Source organism: Ruminococcus sp. Marseille-P328 (genome assembly GCF_964249465.1).
Lineage (GTDB): Bacteria > Bacillota > Clostridia > Lachnospirales > Lachnospiraceae > Blautia_A > Blautia_A faecis.
In genome coordinates this window covers 214,238-238,704 of sequence record NZ_CAXUBQ010000001.1, presented here as the reverse complement: position 1 = coordinate 238,704, position 24,467 = coordinate 214,238, and the positions used below count along the sequence as shown (strand labels likewise).

The window sequence follows — 24,467 nt, the reverse complement described above, 5'->3', positions numbered from 1 at the left end:
AACATTCCCGCAAATAAGGAGGTGAGGAAGGCTGTGAAGAAAAAGAAATCTCTTTGGAATATATTTCTGCTTCCTATACTGATCATTGTGTTTGTACAGGGTGCAGTCCCATTCCTGACATTGATTTTCAGCGGAATCCGCTCAAACATGGAGAATGCGGTTATCGGTCTGGACAGTCATACGGTGGAGAACCGTAAGGTGGTTCTGGAGAACGATATGATCGAGCAATGGAGCAGCGTGTACAAGGAAAGTGACAGTCTTTCCTCTGCGCTGACAAAGGTATTGAGCGATCATCAGATGGATATGCAGGGTTTCATGGGCTCAGGGAAAGTCCAGGAGGAATATCTGGAAACGGTTTTCTATGATATGGTGGAGGTTTTGCAGTACAATTCCACTTCTGGAATTTTTCTGGTTCTGGGAAATGACGGCGACACAGATTCGGAAGGGGAATACAAAGGCTTCTGGGTGAGAGATTCAGATCCCCAGACCAAAACGGCTTCCCACACGGATCTGTTGATGGAGCGTGGAAGTAAGGTGCTGTCACAGAACATGTCCATTTCACTGGATACTTCCTGGCATACAGATTTCCGCTTCCAGGGCAATGGGAAAAGAGCTGCCGATGACTTTTTTTACCAGCCATATATAACAGCAGAAAATTACGTTGATTCCCACACCAGTATGGAAAACCTGGGCTACTGGTCGAAGCCGTTTATTCTGGAAGATTTCTATATGGATAACCATAAGATGATCACATATTCGGTACCTCTTGTTTATGATAAAATAGTTTACGGTGTACTTGGCATTGAAGTGGGAGTGAATGATCTTGCCAAATATTTTCCGGTAAAAGATCTGGATTCTAATCTGAATGCAGGATTTGCCCTTGTGGTAGACCATGGAAATGGAAATTATGAGGGAATTGCCGGTGAGGGTGCGCTGTATGATGCGGTCTCCCGGGATGGAAGAGACTTTGTTCTGGAGGAGCCGGAGCAGGGTGCTCTGCGGCTGGCACAAGGAGCCACTGTTGGGAAACAGAAGATTTACGGATTTGTGAGCAATCTGGAGCTGTACAGCAGAAATGTGCCGTATGAAGATACCCAGTGGGCATTGTGCGGTTTTGTTACAGAGGATTCTGTGTATGGATTGATTTCCGATGTTTATGAGAGAATTCTGGGAGCGATTCTGGGAAGTGCCCTGATGGCAGTTATCCTGGTTTATTTCCTTGTCCAGTATACGACGGAACCGGTTTATCACCTGGTGGAGAGTGTACGAGGCGGAGTGAAGGGAATTCACGGTTTTCAGAAGTCAGGTATTCAGGAGCTTGATGAGCTCCATAAAGTGATAGAGAATCTGACGGATACCCAGATGCAGACAGAGAATCAGCTTCTGGAGGAAAAGGAGCGCTATCGGATTGCAGTAGAAAGTTCCCAGGATGCCTTTTTTACCTACAAATGTAAGGAAAAACTGCTGGAAATAGTTAACAGTAAAGGCAATGACGGTGTATGGGACTGCGGAAAGCATCCGGAATTTCTTGATAATGACAGTATCCATCCGGCAGATAAGGCAAAGCTGGTGAACGCAGTAAAAAGCTCAGACGGCGTTCTGGATGTTGACTTTCGTCTGCAGCATGCCAATGGAGAATTTCAGTGGGTAAATCTATCCGGAAGCATTACTTTTGATGAGAATAAAGAGCGCAGCAGGGTCGTTGGCTGTATTCACAATGTGCATCAGCACAAGCTTCTGGAGCAGGCGCAGAAAAGAAAGCAGATTTATGACTCCATTACCTCTTTTTACCGCCTTGGAAGCGGACTGGAAGTTGTGGAAACACTGTGTCGGGATGACCCGGAAGGAGTACTGGTACTTCTGGAAATCCAGCAGTTTTCCAAAATCGATGAGCGCTATGGCCTGATCTTCGGAGATATTATCCTGGAGCAGTTTGCCGGTCTGCTGGCGAAGCGCTTCCAGGAGGACGGTTTAAACGGTGGTATTTATATCAGGGCTGGTGCAGACCAGATGCTGGTATGGCTGCCGGTATGTACGACCGGACCGATCGTGAGAAGTGTGCAGGGACTGGAAAAGGAGTTTGGGGCGCTTACAGATGAGAAGCATCTGTCCCTTTCCCTGAAATGTGGAATCGCAGTTACAGGCAGCAGAAATTCGCTGTCTGAGGCACTTGAACAGACGAAGACTGCTCTTACAGCTGCACGTCATGGAAAGCAGGAAATCATGTTCTATGAGGAGCTTTCAACGGTGGAAAAAGCCTGTGCGGTTGATGTGGCATTTGCGGAGGTGGCTTCTCTGGAACGTCTGAAGGAAATGACACTTTCCTCTATAGCTCTGAACCTGTTTGACAGAGATGGTGATACTTCTGTGGTTCTGGATATTCTGGCGTTGAAGCTGCAGGAGAAATACCATCTGACAGACATTGTGATCACCCATTTCAACGGGGAATATATGGTAAATAACCTGCTGTACTGCTGGAAAACCTGGGAGAAAAAGGATGGCTGGGACGGTATGGTCCACTGTTCTGAGAAGCAATACCAGCACTTTGTGGAGACACAGGAAATGCAGCAGCTTCTGACTTCCGGGGAAAGCATATGGAAAGAGCCGCTGATTCAGCCTTTTGCTTCAGGCAGAAACGATATTGTATTCCATATGACAGATAACGGACAGTATTCCGGAAGTATTGTATTCCGGGACATTGACCAGGATGTTCTGGAGAAAAAAGAAGAGTGTAAGTGTCTGGAAGAAATCAGCGCAATTATTCAAAACCGGTTGAATCTGGAGCGTCACGATCTTTCTGCCAAGGCGAAATCGGATTTCCTGGCCCGTATGTCTCATGAGATCCGTACTCCTATGAACGGTATTATAGGTATGACGGAGATTGCATTGAAAGATGGACAGACTGAGGAGCGGCGAATCGATTGTCTGAGAAAAATCGAGTACTCCTCGGAATATCTGCTTGGACTTATCAACGATATTCTGGATATGTCCAAGATTGAGAGCGGAAAGATGAGGCTGATCGAAGAAAAATGCAATCTCATGGAGATGATACAGGGACTTCGTCCTTTGCTGGAAGCGAAGCTGAACGAAAATAACATTCAGTATATAGCAGATATCCAGCTGAAAAACCATTGGTTTATGGCAGATTCCCTGCGGCTGAACCAGGTTCTGGTAAATCTTCTGGGAAATGCGCTGAAGTATTCCAGACCAGATGGACATGTGTGGCTGACCGTTCGCGAGACAGAAGAAGAGAAAGGCTTTTCCAATCTGTATTTTCAGGTCAGGGATGATGGAATTGGAATTGCACCTGAGAAACAGCAGCTTATTTTCCGGCAGTTTGAGCAGGCGGATAATTCTGAAAATGCAAGAAAACAGGGCACTGGTCTTGGTCTTGCCATCAGCAGAAGAATTGTGCGGATGATGGATTCCGATATTAAGTTGGAAAGTGAGCCTGGTAAGGGAAGCAGCTTCAGCTTTAACGTGAAGCTTCAGCCGGTAAGCGGAGAGAAGACTACGGTCACCAGCCAGCCGGAGGAGATCAGCTTCCCGGGAAAAAGAATCCTGGTGGTTGAGGATAATGAGCTGAATATGGAAATTATCTGTACGATTCTTGAAAATTACGGAATTAAAACCGAGCAGGCAGTTAACGGAAAAGAAGCTGTGCGGCGCATGGAAGAATCCGTTCCCGGATATTACGATATGATCTTTATGGATATTATGATGCCGGAAATGGACGGACTGGAAGCAACCCGGACCATCCGGAATCTGGATCGTGAGGATTGCAAAAAGATTCCGATTTACGCAATGAGCGCCAACGCTTTTGACGAGGATGTGAAACGTTCCCTGGCAAGCGGTATGAACGGACATCTTTCCAAGCCTGTGAATCTGCAGGTGCTGGAGAAAACGCTGCAGAAAGTGCTGGGATAAAAATAAATGGTTTTTTAATGCATCTTGTGCAATATATTGACAGTTTGTGATAACCCCGTCTTTTACAGACGGGGTTATGTTATATTTATGGCAATATAGAAGGGAGCGATCACAAGCATGAAATATCAGAATATCATAGATAACATGACCCTGAAGGAAAAAGCCGCATTCCTCAGCGGAAAAAGCGAGTGGCAGACAAGAGATTTCCCGCGTCTGGATATCCCGGCGATTTTCTGTTCAGACGGACCGAATGGTGTGCGTAAACAGGCAGGAGCAGGAGATCATCTGGGAATCAATCCAGCAGTACCGGCAACCTGTTTTCCTACAGCGGCAGCTATGGCAAACAGCTGGGATGAAGAGCTGGAGCAGAGGGTAGGCGTTGCCCTTGGTGAAGAATCCATGGAAGAAGACGTAAACGTTCTTCTTGGACCTGGACTGAACATTAAGAGAAATCCTCTCTGTGGACGTAACTTCGAGTATTTTTCCGAGGATCCCTATCTTTCCGGAAAAATGGCAGCTGCTTTTATCCGCGGTGTGCAGAGCACAGGAGCAGCAGCCTGTGCAAAACATTTCGCTGTAAACAGCCAGGAACTTCGCCGTATGGCAATGAATGCGGTGGTAGATGAGAGAACTCTCCGTGAAATCTACCTCACCGGTTTTGAGATTGCCATCAAAGAGGGTGGCGCGAAAACGGTTATGAGCAGCTACAACGAGGTAAACGGTGTTTACGCCAACGAAAACGAGCATCTGCTGAAAGACATTCTCCGCGATGAGTGGGGCTTCGAAGGCTCTGTTATCACTGACTGGGGCGCTTCTAACGACCATTCTCTCGGTGTAAAGAACGGTTCCACTCTGGAAATGCCGACTCCGGGACTTGATGCGGCAAGAGAGCTTCTTGCCAGCGTAGAAAGCGGCAAGATCAGTGAGAAGGACATCGACGAGCGCGTAGACGAGCTTCTTGATCTGGTACTTACTACCACCGAGAATGCAAAGCATTATAAAAAAGTGGCGGACAAGAAAGCCCTTCATGAGGAGCACCACAAGCTGGCACGTCTTGCCTGCGAGAACAGTGCAGTTCTTCTGAAAAATGAGGACGGAATCCTTCCGGTTGGAGCGAAGGTTCAGGCAGCCATAATCGGTGACTTCGCTTTTGACCCAAGATACCAGGGCGCAGGTTCTTCCATGGTAAATTCCACAAAAGTAGATTCCATCAAGGACATGCTGGAGACCAGCGGAATCTCTGTGACTGGAATTGTACGCGGTTATCAGCGCGATGGCAAGGAAGACGAAGCTATGAAAAAAGAGGCCGTAGATCTTGCCCGCCGTTCTGATGTGGTTCTGTTTTTCTTCGGATTGAACGAGAAAAGCGAGACAGAAGGTCTTGACCGCAAGCATTTCCGCATTCCGCAGAACCAGATCAACCTGATCCAGGAGCTGGCAAAAGCCAACGCAAACATGATTGGTATCATCAGTGCAGGTTCTGTTATTGAAATGCCATGGCACCATCATTTCAAAGCCCTGCTTCACACCGCTCTCATGGGTCAGGCAGGTGCAGGTGCAGTGCTTGATATTCTTTCCGGTAAAGTCAACCCATCCGGAAAGCTTGCTGAAACTTACATTAAGAAATATGAGGATACTCCTTCTTACAATTACTATCCGTCACAGGAGCGGAACTCTGAGTACAGAGAGGGAATTTACGTAGGATACCGCTACTTCGACACCGCAGGTGTGCCGGTAAACTATCCATTTGGATATGGTCTTTCCTACACTACATTTGAATATGACAATCTTCAGGTGAAGCCGGATGGGGCGACGTTTACCCTTCGCAACACCGGAAAGTATGATGGTGCAGAGATTGCCCAGCTTTATGTAGGACTTCCGGGAGCAAAAGTTTTCCGCCCGGTCAAGGAACTGAAAGGTTTTTCCAAGGTGTTCTTAAAGGCAGGCGAGGAGAAAACCGTTACCATTAAGTTCGACGACAAGACATTCCGTTACTGGAATATGAAGACAAATAAATGGGAAGTAGAAGGCGGCGTTTACAGCATTATGATCGGTGCAAGCTGTGCGGATATCCGTCTTCAGGATTCTCTTGCCATTATCGGAACCACTGAGGTAATGCCATACTATACTAACCGCGTTTCTTCTTACGTGGAGGGAAAAATCCAGCAGATCGGAAATGAGGAGTACGAGACGATCCTGGGACATTCCATTCCGGACGGAAGCTGGAGCGGCGAGCTTGGCATGAACGATGCCCTTTGCCAGATGTATTACGCGAAGAGCGGAATTGCCCGCTTCATCTGTAAGAAGCTGGGTGAAAAGTTGAAAAAGAGCGAGGCAGCGGGAATTCCGGATCTGAACACCCTGTTCCAGTACAACATGCCATTCCGTGCAATCGCCAAGATGACAGGCGGTATGGTTTCCATGGAAATGGTAGAGGGACTTCTAAAGGTTGTAAACGGTCATTTCAGCGGACTTGGAAAAGTAATCAGCGGATTTTTCAGAAACCAGAAGCTGAACAAGCAGTATGAGAAAGATCTGGAAGAGCAGAAATAGGAGGAGTATCATTATGGGAAAAATCAAACAGTTAATCGAAGATCACCCAAACATCTGGGAGTTTATTAAATTTAACGTATTATCCAACTGCGCAACTATTACAAACTTCATTATCATGTGGCTGTGCACCGGTTTTATTTTCAAAAGCTTTGCAAATACACCATTTAAGTTTCTGGTGTTCAATTACGCAGATAATATCGAGTCCAATCTTGGTTTATGTGGATTTTTAAGCTTTTTGGTTGCAACTGCAGCAGCTCAGACCGTAAACTTCTTTGTACAGAAGAATCTGGTTTTCAAATCCAATGCAGCGTTTGAGAAGGCTGTACCGAAATACATTGTACTTGCAGTTGTGCTGGTGCTTGTATCCGCAGCACTTCCGGCTTACAGCCAGAGCTTTTTCGTAAACATCGGTATTTCCGAAGCACTTGCACCTACACTCGCAAATGTTCTGAACATTCTGGTTCAGGTAGTTCTCAGCTACCCGACCATGAAATTCTGGATCATGCCGAACAAATAAAGATGATTGTCCTTTACCCGGATTGCCTTGCAGTCCGGGTTTTTTAATGCTAGAGCGTGTTTGAAAAAGGCTTTCTGCAAGATGTGCGTCACAATTTGTGGGAGATTTCGCTCGGATGAGGGCGCCGTAGCGGGCTACGGCAACCGAATTCGGGTGAAATCTCCCGCAAAGTGGGGCGTGCAGATTGCGGGAATGATTTTTCAAACACGCTCTAATATTAAAAGGCGGAATTTAACAATTTAAACACATTTTTCCCACAAAGAGAACACAAATTGTCTATATACTGTGAACTATCAAATGAAAAGAACATAAAGGAGTTTCTAAAGGAGGCTTTTATCATGAAGAATAGAAATGAAGAATTAAAGAGAAAACTTAAAAAGGCAGCAAGCATTAGTCTTTGTGCAGTACTGGCAGGCGGCCTTGCAGCAGGAACATATACAGGAGTTAACTATCTGACAGGCTATGAGCAGAGCGTACAGGCAGCAAGCGAAGATAAGGTTGAGCTGCTGAAATCCGAGAAGAAATCGGATGATTCCAAGGATGACAGCAAAGATGAGAGTACAGCAAAGGGTAGCCTTGATGTATCTGATATTGTAGAAGCGGCAATGCCAAGTATCGTTTCCATTACAACTAAATCTGTAGAAGAGGTTCAGAACTACTACGGAATGTTTGGCCAGTACGGTGCTTATTCACCATCCCAGGAACAGGAGGTTCAGGGAAGCGGTTCCGGTATTATCATTGGTAAGAACGATTCCGAGCTTCTGATCGCAACCAACTATCATGTAGTAGAAGGTGCGGAGACCTTATCAGTTGGCTTCTGCGACAGCACAGCATGTGAGGCTAAGGTAAAAGGCTATGACAGCGAGAAGGATCTTGCAGTTGTAGCAGTTTCCCTGGATGATATTGACAGCGATACAATGGATGCCATTACGATTGCAACTATCGGTAATTCCGATGACCTGAAGGTTGGTGCACAGGTTGTTGCAATTGGTAACGCACTTGGTTATGGTCAGTCCGTAACAACCGGTATTGTAAGCGCCAAGAACCGTCAGCTGAATTCTGATGATACAGTCGGCGATTATGACAGCGACAGCAATTCCGCTACGAACCTGATCCAGACAGATGCAGCAATCAACCCAGGCAACAGCGGTGGTGCTCTTCTGAACATGAACGGTGAGGTTGTTGGTATCAACTCTGCAAAGCTTGCTTCCACAGCGGTTGAGGGTATCGGTTATGCAATTGCAATTTCTGATGTAACAGATACGCTGGAGAGCCTGATGAATGAGGAGACCAGAGATAAAGTTGATAACCACGGTGTTCTGGGAATCACAGTTCGGAGTGTTGACAGTGCAGTAAGTGAAGCATACGGTGTTCCGGAAGGCGTTCTTGTAAGAGACGTAACAGAAGGCGGTGCAGCTGATGAGGCTGGTATTGAAGCAAAATCCATCATTACAAAATTTGCAGGCAAGGTTGTTACAACCAAGGAACAGCTGATTGATTTCCTTTCCTACTACGAGCCAGGTGAGGATGTAGAGCTTACCCTTGAGGTTCCGGATGGAAAAGGTTACAAAGAAGAGACGGTAACTGTAACTCTTGGCGAGAACACAAATACACAGAGTACGGATTCCAAGGACAACGGTGACGGTCAGGGAAGCAGCCAGGATGATAATCTTCTGGAAGACTGGGAGAATAACGAAGGCGGCTCAGGTCTCCAGTACGGCGAGGGCTGGAATTAAACACTTGGGCGAATACGCTCTAGTAAGGCATACAGATTGCCGGAATGCTTTTTAGACACGCTCTAAGGCAGGAGAACCGGGATTGATTCAGCCACGGAAATGTAAATAATAGAATGAGAGAGGTTCATCTGTAAAAAAGGTGAACCTCTTTTTTCGGGCAAAATTTCCCACAAAGCGAGGCATGCCGGTTGCGAAACAGATTTTTCAAATATACTCTGCTTTGAAATAGTTAGAAAACACATAGAAAACTGAATAATAGATTGCGTAACCTACCTTAAAAAGGTATAATTATTTTATTGTCTGCAGATTGCGGCATAATATTTTTAAGAGTTATACGAAAAAGGAAAAGAGTCAGTAAAATGAACAACGAAAGATTTCTGGTTTTCGATATAGATGATACCTTATATAGCCAGATGGAGCCGTTGCTTACAGCCTGTGAGTTCAGTCTGGGCAGGAAGCTTCCGGATCCGGAGCTGTTTTACCGGATTTTCGGGAAAAGAAGCGCTGAAATGTTTCTGTTCAGCGAGAGTGGACAGGTTTCCATTCATGAATCCCGGATTTACAGAATTGAAAATACTATGAAAGACCTGGGAATTCCCTTTACCAGAGAGCAGGCAGAGCTCTTCCAGGAGAGATATAAAGAGAATCAGTCTCATCTTCATGTTTCAGGGGTAATGACACAACTGCTGGACGAATGCGAAGCTGCCGGAGTGAAAATGGGCGTGATCACCAACGGACCTTTTTCCCATCAGGTTCAGAAGTTTCACATACTGGGACTTGATAAATGGTTTACAGAGGATCATCTGATCGTGTCGGCAGGCGTGGGAGTGGCAAAGCCGGATGTACAGATTTTCCGCATGGCAGAAGAAAAATGGGGGATGGAGCCGGAGAATACTTTTATGATCGGGGATTCTCTGGAGAATGACATTGCAGGTGCAAAAAATGCCGGATGGAAGACCATCTGGATGAACCATCACCGTTATACGGTTCCGGAAGGTATGGAAAAACCAGATTATATTGCATATACAGAGGAAGAGTTGAGAAAGCTTATTGTCCAAATATGCTTTACAACGAAGAAGGATAGATAAAGTATGGTATCAGATTACAAAATCACCATGGAGCAGGCAGAATACGAGATGGTCTGTTACCGTAGGGTTTTTAACTTTGTAAGGCTTCTTGACCAGGAAAAACTGGAGAAATTGAATGCAGAAGGTCTGTTGGCAGCAGAGGGCGGACAGACAAAAAAAGCAGATTTGTGCATAGGACATTTTTGCCAGGGCTGTGTGGCAATGGAAGCCTTTTTACGGAAGGCAGAGCTGTGCAAGCTGGAATTTATTGGAGATGACATTTATCAGATCATGGCTAAATATCTGGAAATTGACGGTAATCCTTATGTAATGGAGCTTTTGAAGAAAATGGACAAAAACAGTCTGATCGATCGGAAAGACCATGAGCGCCTGATCAACAGTCTTACCGGATATAACGAGAGACTGTATCAGGATGTTCTTACGAAGGCATACAACAGACGTTATTATGAAGAAGAATTGAAGTCCCAGATGGGACCGGCTGGAATTGCCATGATCGATCTGGATGATTTTAAGCTTTATAACGACACATATGGACATAATGTCGGGGATATGGCACTGACTGTTGTTGCAGAAACCATATGCAAGCATATCCGTAAGGATGATATTCTGATCCGCTATGGTGGGGATGAGTTTCTTCTGGTGTTTCCTGGAGTAACGGAAGTGAAATTTGCCGGAAGACTGCAGGAAATCCATGATAAGATCCATCTGGCTGCTGTGCCGGGATATGCAGGGATTCAGCTTTCTGTGAGCATTGGAGGTACAATTGCCGGGGCAGATGAAACAATCGGAAGTGTGGTAGGAAGAGCTGACCGTTTTATGTACCAGGCGAAAACCCGTAAGAATCTGGTGGTAACCGAGTCTAATGAGATAAAAGATGGAAATGCAGACGGCGCAGAGGTTAATCGTGATGAGCTGAAACAGCAGATTCTGATCGTGGATGATGCTGAGCTGAACCGTGATATTCTTGCGGAGATTCTGCACCATGATTTTAAGACTATGGAAGTAAGCAGTGGGGAGGAATGTCTCTCCGTGCTTCGGGAGTATGGTGCAGGAATCTCACTGGTGTTGCTTGATATTGTAATGCCTGGCATGGACGGCTTTGCAGTTCTTGAGGAGATGAACCGGAACCATTGGATCGAGGATATTCCGGTCATCATGATCTCCAGTGAGGAGACAGAATCATATATACGCCGGGCGTATGAAATGGGAGTTTCAGACTATATCAGCCGCCCGTTTGATGCCAAGGTTGTTTACCGGCGTGTATATAATACTATTAAATTATACGCAAAACAGAGGCGCCTAATCACACTTGTAACGGATCAAATTCGAGAAAAAGAAAAAAATAGTCAAATTTTGATAGATATTCTCAGCCATATCGTAGAATTTCGTAATGGAGAGAGTGGTCAGCACGTTCAGCACATAAAGATGTTGACCGGATTTCTGCTGGACAGACTGATGCAGAAAACAGACAAATATGATCTAAAATGGTCTGACCAGTACATGATCACAATTGCATCTGCCCTTCACGATATTGGTAAAGTGGGAATCGACGAGAAGATTTTGAATAAACCAGGCAGACTGACAAATGAAGAGTTTGAGGAAATGAAGAAGCATACCCTGATCGGTGCTTCCATGCTGAAGAGCCTGGGTGTTTATCAGAATGAAGAGCTTGTGAAGGTGGCTTACCAGATCTGCAGATGGCACCATGAGCGCTACGATGGCAAGGGTTATCCAGATGGTCTGAAGGGGGAAGAAATTCCGATTGCAGCTCAGGTGGTTTCTGTTGCAGATGTATATGATGCACTGACAAGCGAGCGTGTTTATAAGAAAGCATTTTCCCATGAGAAGGCTATGGAGATGATCCTGGCCGGTGAGTGCGGAACCTTCAATCCGCTGCTGCTGGAGTGCTTGCAGGATATTCAGGGCCGTATCCAGGAGGAAATGAAGCGGGCAGAAGAGCAGCCTATGCTTGTACAGAATTCTTATGTGGGGAAGATGATCGAGACGGTGCAGTAGGCAAGGCTTATTATAATGTAATATATTGAGGTATTGTTCGACGAATTATTTTGGGTAAAAATCGCGAACAGCAGCATTTGCAGGTCGGGGGACCTGCGGGAGTGGGGGTAAGTTTTACTTTATGAAAAAGAAAATTCTTACACTGGCGGCAGTGGTAACACTGCCGTTTATTCTTCTTGTGATGTATCTTCTTGCCTCGATGGCAAGTTACAGCAATACTTATGATGAGATCGTAAGCAACATGACTGTAGCGAATAATTACAATCTGAATTTCAAGGAAGAGATGGACGAGAGCCTGTATAAGCTGGTTGTTGGCTACGTCACTCTGGATACCATCGAAACAGACAAAAGTCTTAAGAATCCATATACTTTAATAGATGAATTACGCAGCGAATTTACCAGACTGACAGCCATTACCACAGAATCTGAGAGCAAGCTGTGGCTGGAGAGTCTTCTTCGCAATATTGATACCCTGGAAAAAAGGGTGGACGATATTGTGGACAGTATTTCTGCCGGGGGCAGATACAATGAGAATATTGAGAAGCTGGACAATAATATTTACATTCTGACGGAACTGATCCAGGATGATATCCAGTATTATATCTATTATCAGACACGTTATATGGACAAGGTCACAGATACCCTGCAGGATCAGATCGGGCGGTTTATGGTGGTGTGCAGTGTGCTGATCGGCGTGCTGATCATTGTGGTTGCAGTCAGTGCGGTGATGATCGTTTCCGGTATTATACAGCCCATCAGTCAGCTGAACCAGGCTACGGAGAAGATTGCCCAGGGTGATTTCAATGCCAGAGCCCAGGCGGATTCCGATGATGAGGTGGCTGAGCTTGCAGTGAGCTTTAACAAAATGGCAGGAAGCATGCAGTCTCTGATCGATAAGGTGAAGGAAGACGAGCGGAAAATGCGAAAAGCAGATCTGCGCCTTCTTCAGGAGCAGATTCAGCCTCATTTTCTTTATAATACGCTGGACACCATTGTGTGGCTGATCGAGTCCAATGAGCCGGACGAAGCGGTGACCATGGTTGTTACACTGTCGGACTTTTTCCGTGAAATCCTCAGCAAAGGGAAGGAATTTATTTCCATTAAGGAAGAAGAAAAACACATCAGCAGTTACCTCCAGATTCAGGAGATGCGTTATCGGGATATTCTGGAATATGACATTCAGCTGGATCAGGTGATTTATAAATATCAGATTCTGAAACTGACCCTTCAGCCAGTGGTGGAGAATGCACTTTACCATGGAATCAAATATAAACGTGCCAAAGGCTGTATTCACATTCACGGGGAAAAAGAGGGCGATATTATCCGTCTGACTGTCCGGGATGATGGTGTGGGCATGGATGAGGAAGAGCTTGAACAGCTTCGCCAGCAGATCGAGAAGCCCTGCCAGGAGACGGAGAAGGGCTTTGGTCTGGCAAATGTAAATGAGCGTATCCACATGTATTTCGGACCGGAGTATGGAATGAAGATCCAGTCACAGAAGGGCAAGGGAACTACAGTGGAGATTGTGATCCCGGCTATTCTGGAAGCTCCGGTTGAGAAAACAGGGAATGATACAGCAAAAGTAGTTGAAGTCGGCAACAGCGTGAATTCTGACGCAAATAAAAAAATAAAAAGTAATCCGAAACAGCAGAATGCCAATAAGATAATTGAGGGTGGACGGCCACAGCAGGAGGAGACAGGCGTATGAGACAGTTTATAAGAAAAAACATCTGGGCTGTAGCACCGGTTGTGTTTATGCTTGTGGCACTGGTTCTTCTGGGAAGTCCTTTGAGCAGCAGTAAAGTGCAGGAAACTCCTGCGGAGGACGACAATCTGATCGTAGTAGGTGTTTCCCAGGTGGGAAGCGAATCTGTATGGCGAAGTGCCCACACGCAGTCCATTCAGGATGCGTTCACCAGGGCAAACGGCTACATGCTGATTTTTGACAATGCCAGACAGAAACAGGCCAATCAGATCAAGGCCATCCGAAGCTTTATTTCCCAGCAGGTGGATTATATCGTACTTTCTCCTATTGAGGAATCTGGCTGGGACACTGTGCTTCAGGAGGCGAAGGATGCCGGGATTCCGGTAATTCTCATAGACCGTAAGGTTTCTGTGGATGATGACTCCCTCTATGCTTCCTGGGTTGGTTCCGATTTTGTCTGCGAAGGACAGGATGCCGGTTACTGGCTTGAGGATTACATGAAAAAGCAGGGCAGGGAAGACGACGAAGTTAACATCGTAGTGCTGAAAGGAACCAAAGGCGCCTCCGCCACCATCGGCAGAACCCGTGGATTCAATGAAGTGGCAAAGGTGCAGCGCAATTGGAACATTTTGCAGCAGGTAGACGGAGAATTTACCACAGCCAAAGGAAAAGAAGAGATGGCAAGGCTTCTGGATCAGTATGAGGACATAGATGTGGTGGTTTCACAGAACGATGACATGACTTTTGGTGCTCTTGAAGCCATCAGAGAAGCAGGAAAAACTGCAGGAGTGGACGGCGATATTACGGTAATTTCCTTTGACGCAGTGGATGCGGGCGTGGAGCTGGTGAGAAACGGGGAGATCAACATTGATGTCCAGTGTAATCCTGACCAGGGAAAATACGTGGAGCAGATCATTCAGGATATGGAAGATGGTAAAGAAATAGAGAAAGCATATTATGTTCCGGAGCGGGTGTATACCCAGGAGAACGTTGGGGAGGAAGAAAATGTTACGGAAGGTATTTCTGGTTGAAGATGAGACGGTGATCCGCGAAGGGCTCAGAGACAGGATTCCCTGGGATCAGTTCGGATACCGTTTTGTAGGGGAAGCAGCAGATGGGGAAATGGCTTTGCCCCTGATCCGTAAGACGAAGCCGGATGTATTGATCACGGATATTAAAATGCCTTTTATGGATGGGCTTTCCTTAAGTAAAATTGTGAGCAAAGAATTTCCGCGGATGAAGATTATTATTATCAGTGGTTATGATGATTTTGAATATGCAAGACAGGCAATTGAAGTTGGTGTTGACCAGTATCTGCTGAAGCCGGTTACCAGAATGAAGCTGAAAAATGTACTTCTTGAACTGAAAGATAAGATCGAGCAGGATCAGGAGCAGGAGGACTACCGCACCCAGTTTCAGAATGAGATCCAGGAGTATGAGCAGTTTTCCAGACGGCGTTTTATGGAAAAAATTCTGGAGGGGGAGCTGTCGGTTAAGGAGATTTATGATGAGGCAGAGCGTCAGTCTATAGAAATTACGGCAGCAGGATATAATCTGCTTTTCCTGTATTTACAGGAGAAAAATAAGGACAAGATGGCAGGTTTTCTTCGGAAACAGGATGAAGTGCTTCATTATTTTCTCCGCTATCCCCAGTATCTGCTTTTCCGCTGGAATGTAAACAGTTATGGAGTTCTGGTAAAGGGGGAATTGTCCCGGCTTCCGGAGCTGGCAGATAATTGCGTGGAGTATGTGAAACGGACCTGCGAAGGGGAAGAGCAGATGGACTGGTATGTGGCTGTAGGAAAACCAGTGGAGAGATTGAGCCTGCTTTCCCAATGTTATCAGAGTGTGAATCATTATTTTGCATATCGTTTTATGGTGCCGGGGCTTCATGTGCTTACAGAAGAAACTTTGGAAAGTTATGTAAACTTGCAGGGAGGTAACCGTTTAGCGGCAGTGGATTCTTCACAGCTGAATCCTGAGATCATCAAGGATTTTCTCACAAAAGGAAGCAGCAGTGAGATCCAGGAGTTCGTTCAGGGATATCTGGGTGGAATGAGTAAGGCACTGGAGTCCAGAATGTTCCGGGATTATGTGGTGCTTCATATTCGGTTTACAACTATTATGTATCTGGAATCCATTGGTGTGGAAAAAGAGGGTTATACAGAACGGATCGAGGGAAAATATCAGGATACCAGTATCAAGGCATCGCAGGTGGCAGGGTATTGTGTGGACATTCTTCAGAGTGCCATTGATATCAGGGATGAGAAGAATGAGTCTCAGGGCAACAGCGCCATGAGGAAAGTGCTGGATTATATTGATGAGAATTACTATAAAGAGACCATTTCCCTGAATGAAGTAGCGGATGCGGTGAATATGAGTGCCAACTATTTAAGCGCAATTTTCAGCCAGAATATGCAGAAGACGTTTGTAGAGTATATTACCTGCAAACGTGTTGACAGAGCGAAAAAACTCCTGCGCGAGACGGACAAGTCGTCCGGAGAGATCGCACAGGAGGTGGGATATAAGGATCCCCATTATTTCAGTTATGTGTTTAAGAAAAAATCCGGGTGCAGCCCAAGGGAATATCGGAGTAAGGGGACTGCATGATATTCAAAATTAATTATGCGATTTCGGCAGTGATAACTGCCATGGGACTTCCTGTGAAGAGACAGGGAGTCCTTTTAATTTGTTTATGCTCATCTGGGCGGCCAGAGTACCAGGCTGGTGTGCGGAATGGGTCAGTGTTGTGGCGCGGAGCAGACCAGATGTGGTAAGGTAGCTGGTATTGAAGGCGGCTAGTGCTATTGTGGTTTCGAAATTATGGTCGGCGGAAGCAGCTTTGAATCCGGTGTTTTGAAGAGAGGATGAAAGGGGAGCATGAGTTGCTATCCTTTTCTCACGTTTAAGCGCCAGTGTGTTGCCAAGCGACAGCTCTTCCCATAACAGCCATGCAATAAAGTCATCCTCACAAATAAACGCAGTGCAGTCTGGGGTGATCCGTTCCAGAAATTTTTTCAGGAAGCTGATATCCCGGCTCTGACGGAAATCATCCAGCTCCTGTGTGGTGTACCAGCAGATATTCCGGTCTGGTACAGTCAGCCCTTGATTTTGCATGGCATCCAGAAATCCCTGGTATCGTTCATGCCCCCGCTGATCGTCCATCTGGAAAATACCGGCGATAGAAGAGTGGCCTTTTTCCACAAGACTTTGCACCAGAAGACCAGCCCCATATAGATTATCTTCATAGATTACTGGAATCTGAGACAACTGGGGGTAAGCACATCCCAGGAACAAAATGGAGGTTCCCTTTTGTATCAGTTTTTGATAAAGCTCAGTATTAGGTGATGGTAAAGCGCTTTTTACAGGCTCCACAATAAGCGCCCGCAGCGGACTTTTCAAAAGAAACTGAAGGATTTGCCGTTCCTGGTCCACATGATTGTGAGTGGGGTAAACCTTGCAGGAAAATCCCTCTGCAGCCAGCGTCACACGAATATCATTTATCAGTGCAGGATATTCATATTGCTGTTCATCGGGAATCAGAATTCCAACTATATTCCGGTCTTCAAGGCTGGAAAGCCCGGTAATGTAAGCACCACTTCCTTTAATGCGGCGAATTTCCCTCTCTTCCTCCAGAACTGCCAGCGCCGCCCGAACTGTCTGTCGGCTGACACGGTATCTGCCAGCCAGCTCCTGCTCTGTGGGAAGCTTGTTGATTCCTTTTTGAATAGAATCTGAAATGATTTCTCTTAGCTGTTCAACCAGCCATTTATATTTGATCGCCATATATTTTAGTTCCTCTTTCTTAGGTTAGAGCGTGTTTGAAAAAGCATTCCCACAATCTGTATGCCCCACTCTTTACCCAGTTTCTGGTTGCTGTAGTGGATCTTATCACTCAGGGGGAATTTTTCATTAATTAGCGGCATAATGTTTTTTTATTTTGCTGAGATAGTTATTTCATAAAATTTTCACATGAATTATTTATGATTTCCCAATAAACCTTCTGCTTTTTCACTTTTAAAACCCAAAATATTATACCTTTTTTCAAATGATCAAACCTTTTTTTCCAAGCTTAGACAGTTTGCCAAATCGAAAAACATAGAAAAAGGTGTAATATTTTTCACAAAATCATAAGAAAACAAACTTTCCAAATGAGAAATCATAAAATATCACCCCTTTTCCTGCCTGAAGTCCATTATAATATAAATTTGTCTGTATTTCACTATGAAAACTAACAAATTTGTATTGTTTGAACTGACGAAACAACCAAAAGACGGGAAGATAATATTGAAATTTATGTTGATTTTCGCTAAATTATAGACATCAAGAAGAACACGGATTCAAAGAACGGACGAAAAGCTGAGACAGCAAACGGATCAGTGTTGAACGAGAAACCAATGGCAGGCGCGACCTGCAAAAGTATTTTTTCTAAAAGAAAGAGAGGAATAATCACTATGAAAAAGAAATTAGCAGTTATGGCACTCGCAGCAGCAACACTCAGCATGATGGCTATGCCGGTTTACGCTGACGATCTGGTAACAGTTGGATACGCACAGGTTGGACATGAATCAGACTGGCGTACAGCAAACACCCAGAACTATCAGGACGTTTTCTCAGAGGACGCTGGATACAGCCTTGACCTTGTAGACTGCGATAATGACAATGCTGCACAGCTTGAGGCAGTTCGTACATTTATTAGTAAAGATATGGATTACATCGTAATCGCTCCGATCCAGTCCGCTGGCTGGGACACCGTTCTTCAGGAAGCGCAGGACGCTGGAATCCCGGTAATCATCGCAGACCGTGAGATCGAAGCAAGTGACGATTTATATGATGCATGGGTTGGAACAAACACAACAAACGAAGGTATCACAGCTGGTAACTGGTTAGCTGAGTATCTTGGCGATAAAGATGCGAACATCCTTGTAATCGAAGGTTCCGTAGGAGCTTCCGCAGCACTTGGACGTACAGAAGGATTCAATCAGGTAGCTGGCGAGCATGATAACTGGAAGATTCTTGATTCTCAGTCCGGTGACTTTACACAGGCTGGTGGACAGGAAGTTATGGAGTCCTTCATCAAATCCTACGAGGGACAGTTCAATGTAGTTGTCTGCCAGAATGATAACGAAGCATACGGCGCAATGGATGCAATGGATGCAGCAGGTATCACCTATGGTGTTGATGGCGATGTAACTCTTATTTCCTTCGATGCAACACATGATGGACTTCAGTATACATTAGATGGAAAGATCAACTGTGATGTTGAGTGTAACCCGATCCAGGCTGAGGTTGTTAAGGGCGTAATCGAGAAAATGCAGGCAGGCGAAGAATTTGAGAAGACAACACTTGTTGAGGATCAGGCATTCGTAGCACCTGGAATTGAGAGCGAGTATGCTACAACTATGACAGATGAAGTTCTGGCTGGACGTGCTTACTAATCAGAAAAATCAATCGGAGAGTGTGAAAACAGCAGAGCTGTGAAACAATCCGTAAACATCGAAATTGGTTATCAGCAAGCAGCTGAAAAACGATAAAGATGAACAAATAGGGGAGGAAAGTCCCAAGGCGGATTTTCTTCCCCTTAATTTTCGCGAGGTTATGAGCCGCAGAACAGAGGAACCTATGGCAAATAACGCGATAACGAGGAGAATGAAAAATGAAGTTGATAACGGGAAGGGAGGAATCGCGTTGGAGGCAGGAGTAGTATTGAAAATGCAGGGAATCTGCATGACATTCCCAGGTGTAAAAGCACTGGAAGGCGTGGATCTGACATTGAAAAAAGGTGAAATCCGAGCACTGATGGGAGAGAATGGCGCGGGTAAATCCACATTGATCAAGTGCCTGACCGGCGTAAATAAATTTGAGGCTGGAGAGATTTATCTGGAAGGATTTGATCATCCCATCGTAAATAAAGATACCATGGACGCCCAGAAGAAGGGCATTTCTACTGTATATCAGGAAGTAAACCTCTGTCCAAACCTTTCGGTGGCAGAGAATCTTTACATAGGCCGCGAGCCGCTGACAAAGCTAGGAACGGTCAACCGAAAGGCAATGAACCGTCAGGCAGCTGCCCTTATGAAACAGCTGGAGCTTGACGTTGATGTAACACGTAATCTTGAAGAATATTCACTGGCATTGCAGCAGATGATCGCAATTGCCCGTGCTGTAGATATGGACTGTAAGGTGCTCATTCTGGATGAGCCAACTTCTTCACTGGATGACCGTGAAGTAGAAAAGCTTTTTACCATGATGCGCAGACTGAAAGAGAAAGGTGTAGGAATCATATTTGTCACCCATTTCCTGGAGCAGGTTTATGCAGTATGTGACGGAATCACTGTTCTTCGAAATGGTCAGCTGGTTGGCGAGTATGAGATCGCAGATCTTCCGAGAGTGAAGCTGGTAGCAGCTATGATGGGAAAAGATTTCGACGATCTTGCTTCCATTAAACCGGAGACCACAGGAGATAAGAGAAAAGAGTCGATGGTAATCGAAGCCCGTGGCTTAAGCCACGCAGGAACCATCAAACCATTTGACCTTGATATCCACAAAGGAGAGGTTATCGGTCTTACCGGACTTCTTGGAAGCGGACGAAGCGAACTGGCACGTACTATTTACGGTGCTGACCGTGCCCAGACTGGTACTTTGAAAGTAAAAGGCAAGGAAGTTAAGGTGAAAAATCCTATTGATGCCATGCATCTTGGAATGGGACTTCTTCCTGATGACCGTAAAGCGGAGGGTATTGTTGCAGATCTGTCCGTAAGAGAAAATATCATCCTTGCAATTCAGGCAAAACAGGGCATTCTGAAAAAGATCCCTATGGCAAAACAGTGTGAGATTGCAGACAAGTATATCGATCTTCTCCAGATCAAATGTGCAAGCCGTGAGACTCTGATTAAACAGCTTTCCGGTGGAAACCAGCAGAAGGTTATCCTCGCAAGATGGCTTGCAACAAACCCGGATTTCCTGATCCTGGACGAGCCTACCCGAGGAATCGATATCGGTACCAAGACAGAAATCCAGAAGCTGGTTCTGAAGCTTGCAGATGAAGGAAAGAGTCTGATCTTCATTTCCTCTGAGATCGAGGAAATGCTCCGTACCTGCAACCGTATGGCAGTTCTCCGTGACGGTCAGAAGGTTGGAGAGATTGATGAGGCAGATATGAACCAGATGAACGTAATGAAAGCAATCGCAGGAGGTGAGCAGTAATGGGTAATTTCAAAAAACTGGCGCAGAAACGTCTGTTCCTTCCGGTTTTCAGTATGATTCTGGTCATGCTGATCAACGTAGTATATGATATTGCAACAGGAAGTGCACCGCTTTCCTTCTTTATGATTTCCATTAAGAATGGTGTACTTTACGGACGTCTGATCGACATCCTGAACCGTGGAAGTGAAATCGCCATCCTGGCAATCGGTATGACACTTGTTGTATCTGCTTCCGGCGGTACTGATATTTCCGTTGGTTCTGTAATGAGTCTTTACGCAGGTGTCTGCTGTATGATTCTTGCAGGATACGGAAATGTAAATGTGCAGGAATATGCGCATCCGCTGCTGGTTGGCATTGGAGCCGGACTTCTTGTCACTTTGATCTGTGGCGTTTTTAACGGATTTCTGGTTGCTTATATGAATATTCAGCCTATGGTCGCCACCCTGATCCTATGGTCGGCGGGACGTGCAGTGGGACTTCTTCTTTGCAACAGCCAGATCGTTTATGTGCGTGTTCCGTCCTTCCAGAAGCTTGGTGCTTACTGCGGAATCATTCCAACACCGATCATTGTGGCAGCTGTGTGTGTGGCAATTGCTTCTATTGTACTTCGCTACACAGCACTTGGAACTTACATCCAGAGTGTTGGTATTAATAAAAAAGCTTCCCGTATCGCAGGCTTTAATTCCGCAAAGATCATCCTTATGTGCTATGCAATCTGCGGTCTTTGTGCAGGTCTTGCAGGTATGGTTGCAACCTCCAGAATCTATTCAGCAGATACCAATAATATCGGTCTGAACATGGAGCTGGATGCAATTCTTTCTGTAGCACTTGGTGGCAACAGCCTTGGCGGCGGTAAGTTTTCCCTGGCAGGTTCCATCATCGGAGCGTACACCATCCAGGCGATTACCACAACTCTGTATGCACTTGGTGTTTCTTCTGCACAGGCACCGGTATTTAAGGCAATCGTAGTTATTATCATCGTAGTAATTCAGGCTGAGCCAGCCAAAGCCTTCTTTAAGAAGCTGACAAAGAAATCCGGAAAGGAGGCAGCTCGGGCATGAAAAAGAAAAAAATAAACAGCAATAACCTGTTGCTGCTGATCACCATTGTATTATTCTTTGTAATGTATGCTGCAGGATGTATCGTATATGCGGACAAAGGCTTTACCCGTTTCCAGACATTTCTGAACATCCTGATCAACAATGCAGGTCTGATCTGCATCACAGCTGGTATGACATGCGTTATGCTTACTGGCGGTATTGATATTTCCGTAGGTTCCCTGGTTGCTATGGACTGTATGATCCTGGCAGTGGGAATCGAGCAGTGGGGATGGTCCAGCCCGGTACTTATGCTTCTGATTCTTGCAATTGGTATTATATTTGGTATTGTTCAGGGCTTCTGTATTTCCTACCTGGAAATCCAGCCTTTCATCGTTACTATGGCAGGAATGTTCTTTGCCAGAGGTATGACAGCCGTGATCTGTAAAGAGCAGGTAAGTATTGTTTCTGACAAGATTTTTACTACTCTTTCCAGCTTTAAGATTTCCCTTCCATTTGGAGGGTATCTGAACAAAAAGGGAATCATGCAGTTTCCATACCTTCGTGTAACTGTTGTAGTTGCATTGATCGTAGTTCTTGCTATTTATCTGATGCTGAAATACACACGCTTCGGCCGCAGTATTTACGCAGTAGGCGGCAATCAGCAGTCTGCCACCCTGATGGGACTTGATGTTAAGAAAACACAGATGAAGGCATATATTCTTTCCAGTTTCCTTACTTCCATCGGCGGAATCTGCTACTGTCTGAATACCATGGCAGGTACTACCACCCAGGCAACCGGCCTTGAAATGGACGCTATTTCCTCCGCAGTCATCGGTGGTACACTTCTTACCGGTGGTGTAGGAAATGTACTTGGTTCCTTGTTTGGTGTATTGATCAATGGTACGATTTCTACTTTGGTTAAAACCAATGGAAAACTGATCAGCTCCTGGTCCAACATTGTAACAGCAATCCTGCTGTGCTTCTTCATTGTACTTCAGAGTGTATTTGCACTGGTAAAGGAGCGGAAGAGCAAATAAAAATTGAATAAAGACTGAAATGAGACAGGCGGGTACATGATTGAAATGTGTATCTGTCTGTTTTATTTTGGGCATGATGGAAGAAAGGGTAACATACAAATTAGTTAATTGCAATTTTATTCTTCCTGTCCCAATTTCACAAAAATCGGTTCATGTTTCATAGCCGGAATAATTTTTTCCATCATATCTTTCATATTAATTTTCAGGCTGGAGGTGTTAATACAAGGGTGACAGCCGATGTAAGGTTCCTTCAGGAGGTCTTCATCAATAAGCAGCTGCACATGATTTTCCTTATCGTTCATAAGTCCAAGTATACTGACAGAACCAGGTGTAATATCAAGGAATTTCTCCATATAAGTTTCATTGCCGAAGGAAAGTCTGGCAACGCCAAGCTGGGAAGATACTTCCTTTGTCTTAAACTTCTTGTCGCCTGGCAGGAGCAGCAGATAGAAGTTCGTTTCCTGGCGGTTGCAGAGAAACAGGTTTTTGCAGATTACTGCATCAAGCACTTTATCCACATCTTTACAAGCTTCAATGGTCATCAGAGTTTCATGGTCAATCCTCTGATAAGGCACCTGAAGTGCATCAAGAAAATCATAAGTACGTATCTCTTTTTCAAGTCTGCCCGTGGTATCTGCGGGACGTCCGTTTTCAAGCTTTAATTCCATGGTGTTCTCCTTATGTATTCCCCCACAGGGTCTTTTTTTGTCAAATATCTGGGGAATATTGTAGCATTGAGAGTTTTTCTTGTAAAGTGGAGGATGTTCTCCCACAAATTGTGATGCACATCTTTTAGAAAACATTTTTCAAATACATTCCAGAATAGCGATGAATATTTCAGAAAATATGTGCATATATAAGTTCGGAGGCGGATATCTGCTTTTTTCCATAGCGCTCCTGTTGACAAAAATTCAAAAAGGCTTTATAAAATCCTTAGAGCCTGCAGATTGTGGGAATGATTTTTCAAACACGCTCTAGAAATTGTACAGACCTCATGTATTGCATGATGCCATACTGCAAAATAAATATTATCAGGAGGAGCACATCTGAATGAACAATATCACAAAAAATGCACTGGAAGAGTCTTTGAAGAAATTTCTCCTTCAAAAGCCTCTGGACAAGATCACCATCAGCGACCTGACTACAGACTGCGGAATCAGCCGAATGGCTTTTTACTATCATTTTAAAGACATTTATGACCTGGTAGAATGGTCCTGTATTGAGGACGCTTCCCGGGCTTTGCAGGGAAAAAAGACTTACGACACCTGGCAGGAAGGGCTTCAGCAGATTTTTGAGGCTGTTTTGGAAAATAAACCATTTATTTTGAACGTGTATCGCTCTGTGAAACAAGAGCAGGTGGAAAATTATCTGTACAGCCTGACCTATCAGCTGATCGAAGGAGTGGTGGAAGAGCAGAGCGAGAATCTGAGGGTTACAGAGGAACAGAAGAAATTTATTGCGGATTTTTACAAATACAGTTTCGTAGGTGTCATGCTTGACTGGATCAAGAGAGGAATGAAGGAAGCCCCGGAAGAAATCGCGAATATGGTCTGCGTGACCATGCATGGAAATATTGGGAATTCTCTGCGGAATATGGAGAAGGAAGGGCAATAAAGATTAAGTTTATCCGGAAAATAAGGGA

Annotated in this window: 18 protein-coding genes; 15 read left to right on the top strand and 3 right to left on the bottom strand. The window is 45.1% G+C overall.

The genetic code is table 11. From position 1 onward, the window contains the following. The first annotated feature begins 33 nt into the window (after positions 1–33). The 10 genes from ACESTK_RS01120 to ACESTK_RS01075 all read left to right on the top strand — a co-directional run bounded on the left by ACESTK_RS01120 (position 34) and on the right by ACESTK_RS01075 (position 16,152). Complete coding sequence (locus ACESTK_RS01120; protein WP_187565332.1) at positions 34–3,927, top strand: ATP-binding protein; 3,894 nt, start codon at positions 34–36, stop codon at positions 3,925–3,927. Between the two features lie 117 nt (positions 3,928–4,044). After that, positions 4,045–6,480, top strand: a complete 2,436-nt coding sequence (locus tag ACESTK_RS01115) for a glycoside hydrolase family 3 C-terminal domain-containing protein (protein WP_187565331.1) — start codon at positions 4,045–4,047, stop codon at positions 6,478–6,480. 13 nt (positions 6,481–6,493) lie between these two features. Continuing rightward, positions 6,494–6,997 carry a GtrA family protein gene (locus tag ACESTK_RS01110; RefSeq protein WP_118577927.1) on the top strand — a complete coding sequence of 168 codons (504 nt, stop codon included), beginning with the start codon at positions 6,494–6,496 and terminating at the stop codon, positions 6,995–6,997. 6 nt (positions 6,998–7,003) lie between these two features. Continuing rightward, entirely contained in the window at positions 7,004–7,240 is a 237-nt protein-coding gene (locus ACESTK_RS01105) for a DUF6783 domain-containing protein (RefSeq protein WP_373118237.1), read from the top strand. Between the two features lie 95 nt (positions 7,241–7,335). Beyond that, complete coding sequence (locus ACESTK_RS01100; RefSeq protein ID WP_187565330.1) at positions 7,336–8,733, top strand: S1C family serine protease; 1,398 nt, start codon at positions 7,336–7,338, stop codon at positions 8,731–8,733. A gap of 359 nt (positions 8,734–9,092) precedes the next feature. After that, positions 9,093–9,821: an HAD family hydrolase gene (locus tag ACESTK_RS01095; protein WP_173716783.1), complete on the top strand. Its 729-nt coding sequence runs from the start codon at positions 9,093–9,095 to the stop codon at positions 9,819–9,821. Positions 9,822–9,824: 3 nt separating this feature from the next. Then, positions 9,825–11,837, top strand: coding sequence for a diguanylate cyclase (locus ACESTK_RS01090; protein ID WP_173716784.1), 2,013 nt, complete (start codon positions 9,825–9,827; stop codon positions 11,835–11,837). A gap of 121 nt (positions 11,838–11,958) precedes the next feature. Continuing rightward, positions 11,959–13,545 carry a sensor histidine kinase gene (locus tag ACESTK_RS01085; protein WP_373118232.1) on the top strand — a complete coding sequence of 529 codons (1,587 nt, stop codon included), beginning with the start codon at positions 11,959–11,961 and terminating at the stop codon, positions 13,543–13,545. Then, complete coding sequence (locus tag ACESTK_RS01080) at positions 13,542–14,573, top strand: ABC transporter substrate-binding protein (protein ID WP_256144064.1); 1,032 nt, start codon at positions 13,542–13,544, stop codon at positions 14,571–14,573. Before ACESTK_RS01085 ends, ACESTK_RS01080 begins: the two co-directional genes overlap by 4 nt. Next, entirely contained in the window at positions 14,548–16,152 is a 1,605-nt protein-coding gene (locus ACESTK_RS01075) for a response regulator (protein WP_256144065.1), read from the top strand. Before ACESTK_RS01080 ends, ACESTK_RS01075 begins: the two co-directional genes overlap by 26 nt. Before the next feature lie 9 nt (positions 16,153–16,161). On the opposite strand, the gene ACESTK_RS01070 is transcribed toward ACESTK_RS01075, so the two are convergent. Beyond that, the gene (locus ACESTK_RS01070; RefSeq protein WP_195589581.1) at positions 16,162–17,328 is read right to left on the bottom strand and encodes a GntR family transcriptional regulator; all 1,167 of its coding nucleotides are present in this window, start codon (positions 17,326–17,328) and stop codon (positions 16,162–16,164) included. Positions 17,329–17,333: 5 nt separating this feature from the next. Continuing rightward, positions 17,334–17,468 carry a DUF6783 domain-containing protein gene (locus tag ACESTK_RS01065; RefSeq protein ID WP_373118229.1) on the bottom strand — a complete coding sequence of 45 codons (135 nt, stop codon included), beginning with the start codon at positions 17,466–17,468 and terminating at the stop codon, positions 17,334–17,336. 528 nt (positions 17,469–17,996) lie between these two features. On the opposite strand from ACESTK_RS01065, the gene ACESTK_RS01060 reads away from it, so the two are divergent. The 4 genes from ACESTK_RS01060 (at position 17,997) to ACESTK_RS01045 (ending at position 22,825) form a co-directional block, all read left to right on the top strand. Next, positions 17,997–18,980: an ABC transporter substrate-binding protein gene (locus ACESTK_RS01060; protein ID WP_148461385.1), complete on the top strand. Its 984-nt coding sequence runs from the start codon at positions 17,997–17,999 to the stop codon at positions 18,978–18,980. Between the two features lie 211 nt (positions 18,981–19,191). Beyond that, complete coding sequence (locus ACESTK_RS01055) at positions 19,192–20,748, top strand: sugar ABC transporter ATP-binding protein (protein WP_330602837.1); 1,557 nt, start codon at positions 19,192–19,194, stop codon at positions 20,746–20,748. Then, positions 20,748–21,809 carry an ABC transporter permease gene (locus tag ACESTK_RS01050; RefSeq protein WP_118577725.1) on the top strand — a complete coding sequence of 354 codons (1,062 nt, stop codon included), beginning with the start codon at positions 20,748–20,750 and terminating at the stop codon, positions 21,807–21,809. Before ACESTK_RS01055 ends, ACESTK_RS01050 begins: the two co-directional genes overlap by 1 nt. Then, the gene (locus ACESTK_RS01045) at positions 21,806–22,825 is read left to right on the top strand and encodes a sugar ABC transporter permease YjfF (protein ID WP_118577724.1); all 1,020 of its coding nucleotides are present in this window, start codon (positions 21,806–21,808) and stop codon (positions 22,823–22,825) included. Before ACESTK_RS01050 ends, ACESTK_RS01045 begins: the two co-directional genes overlap by 4 nt. A gap of 116 nt (positions 22,826–22,941) precedes the next feature. Here ACESTK_RS01045 and ACESTK_RS01040 read toward each other — a convergent pair whose 3' ends face one another. Continuing rightward, positions 22,942–23,493, bottom strand: a complete 552-nt coding sequence (locus ACESTK_RS01040; protein WP_118577811.1) for a prolyl-tRNA synthetase associated domain-containing protein — start codon at positions 23,491–23,493, stop codon at positions 22,942–22,944. Positions 23,494–23,875: 382 nt separating this feature from the next. Here ACESTK_RS01040 and ACESTK_RS01035 point away from each other — a divergent pair, with 382 nt between their 5' ends. Then, entirely contained in the window at positions 23,876–24,439 is a 564-nt protein-coding gene (locus tag ACESTK_RS01035) for a TetR/AcrR family transcriptional regulator (protein WP_187565324.1), read from the top strand. Positions 24,440–24,467 lie beyond the last annotated feature (28 nt).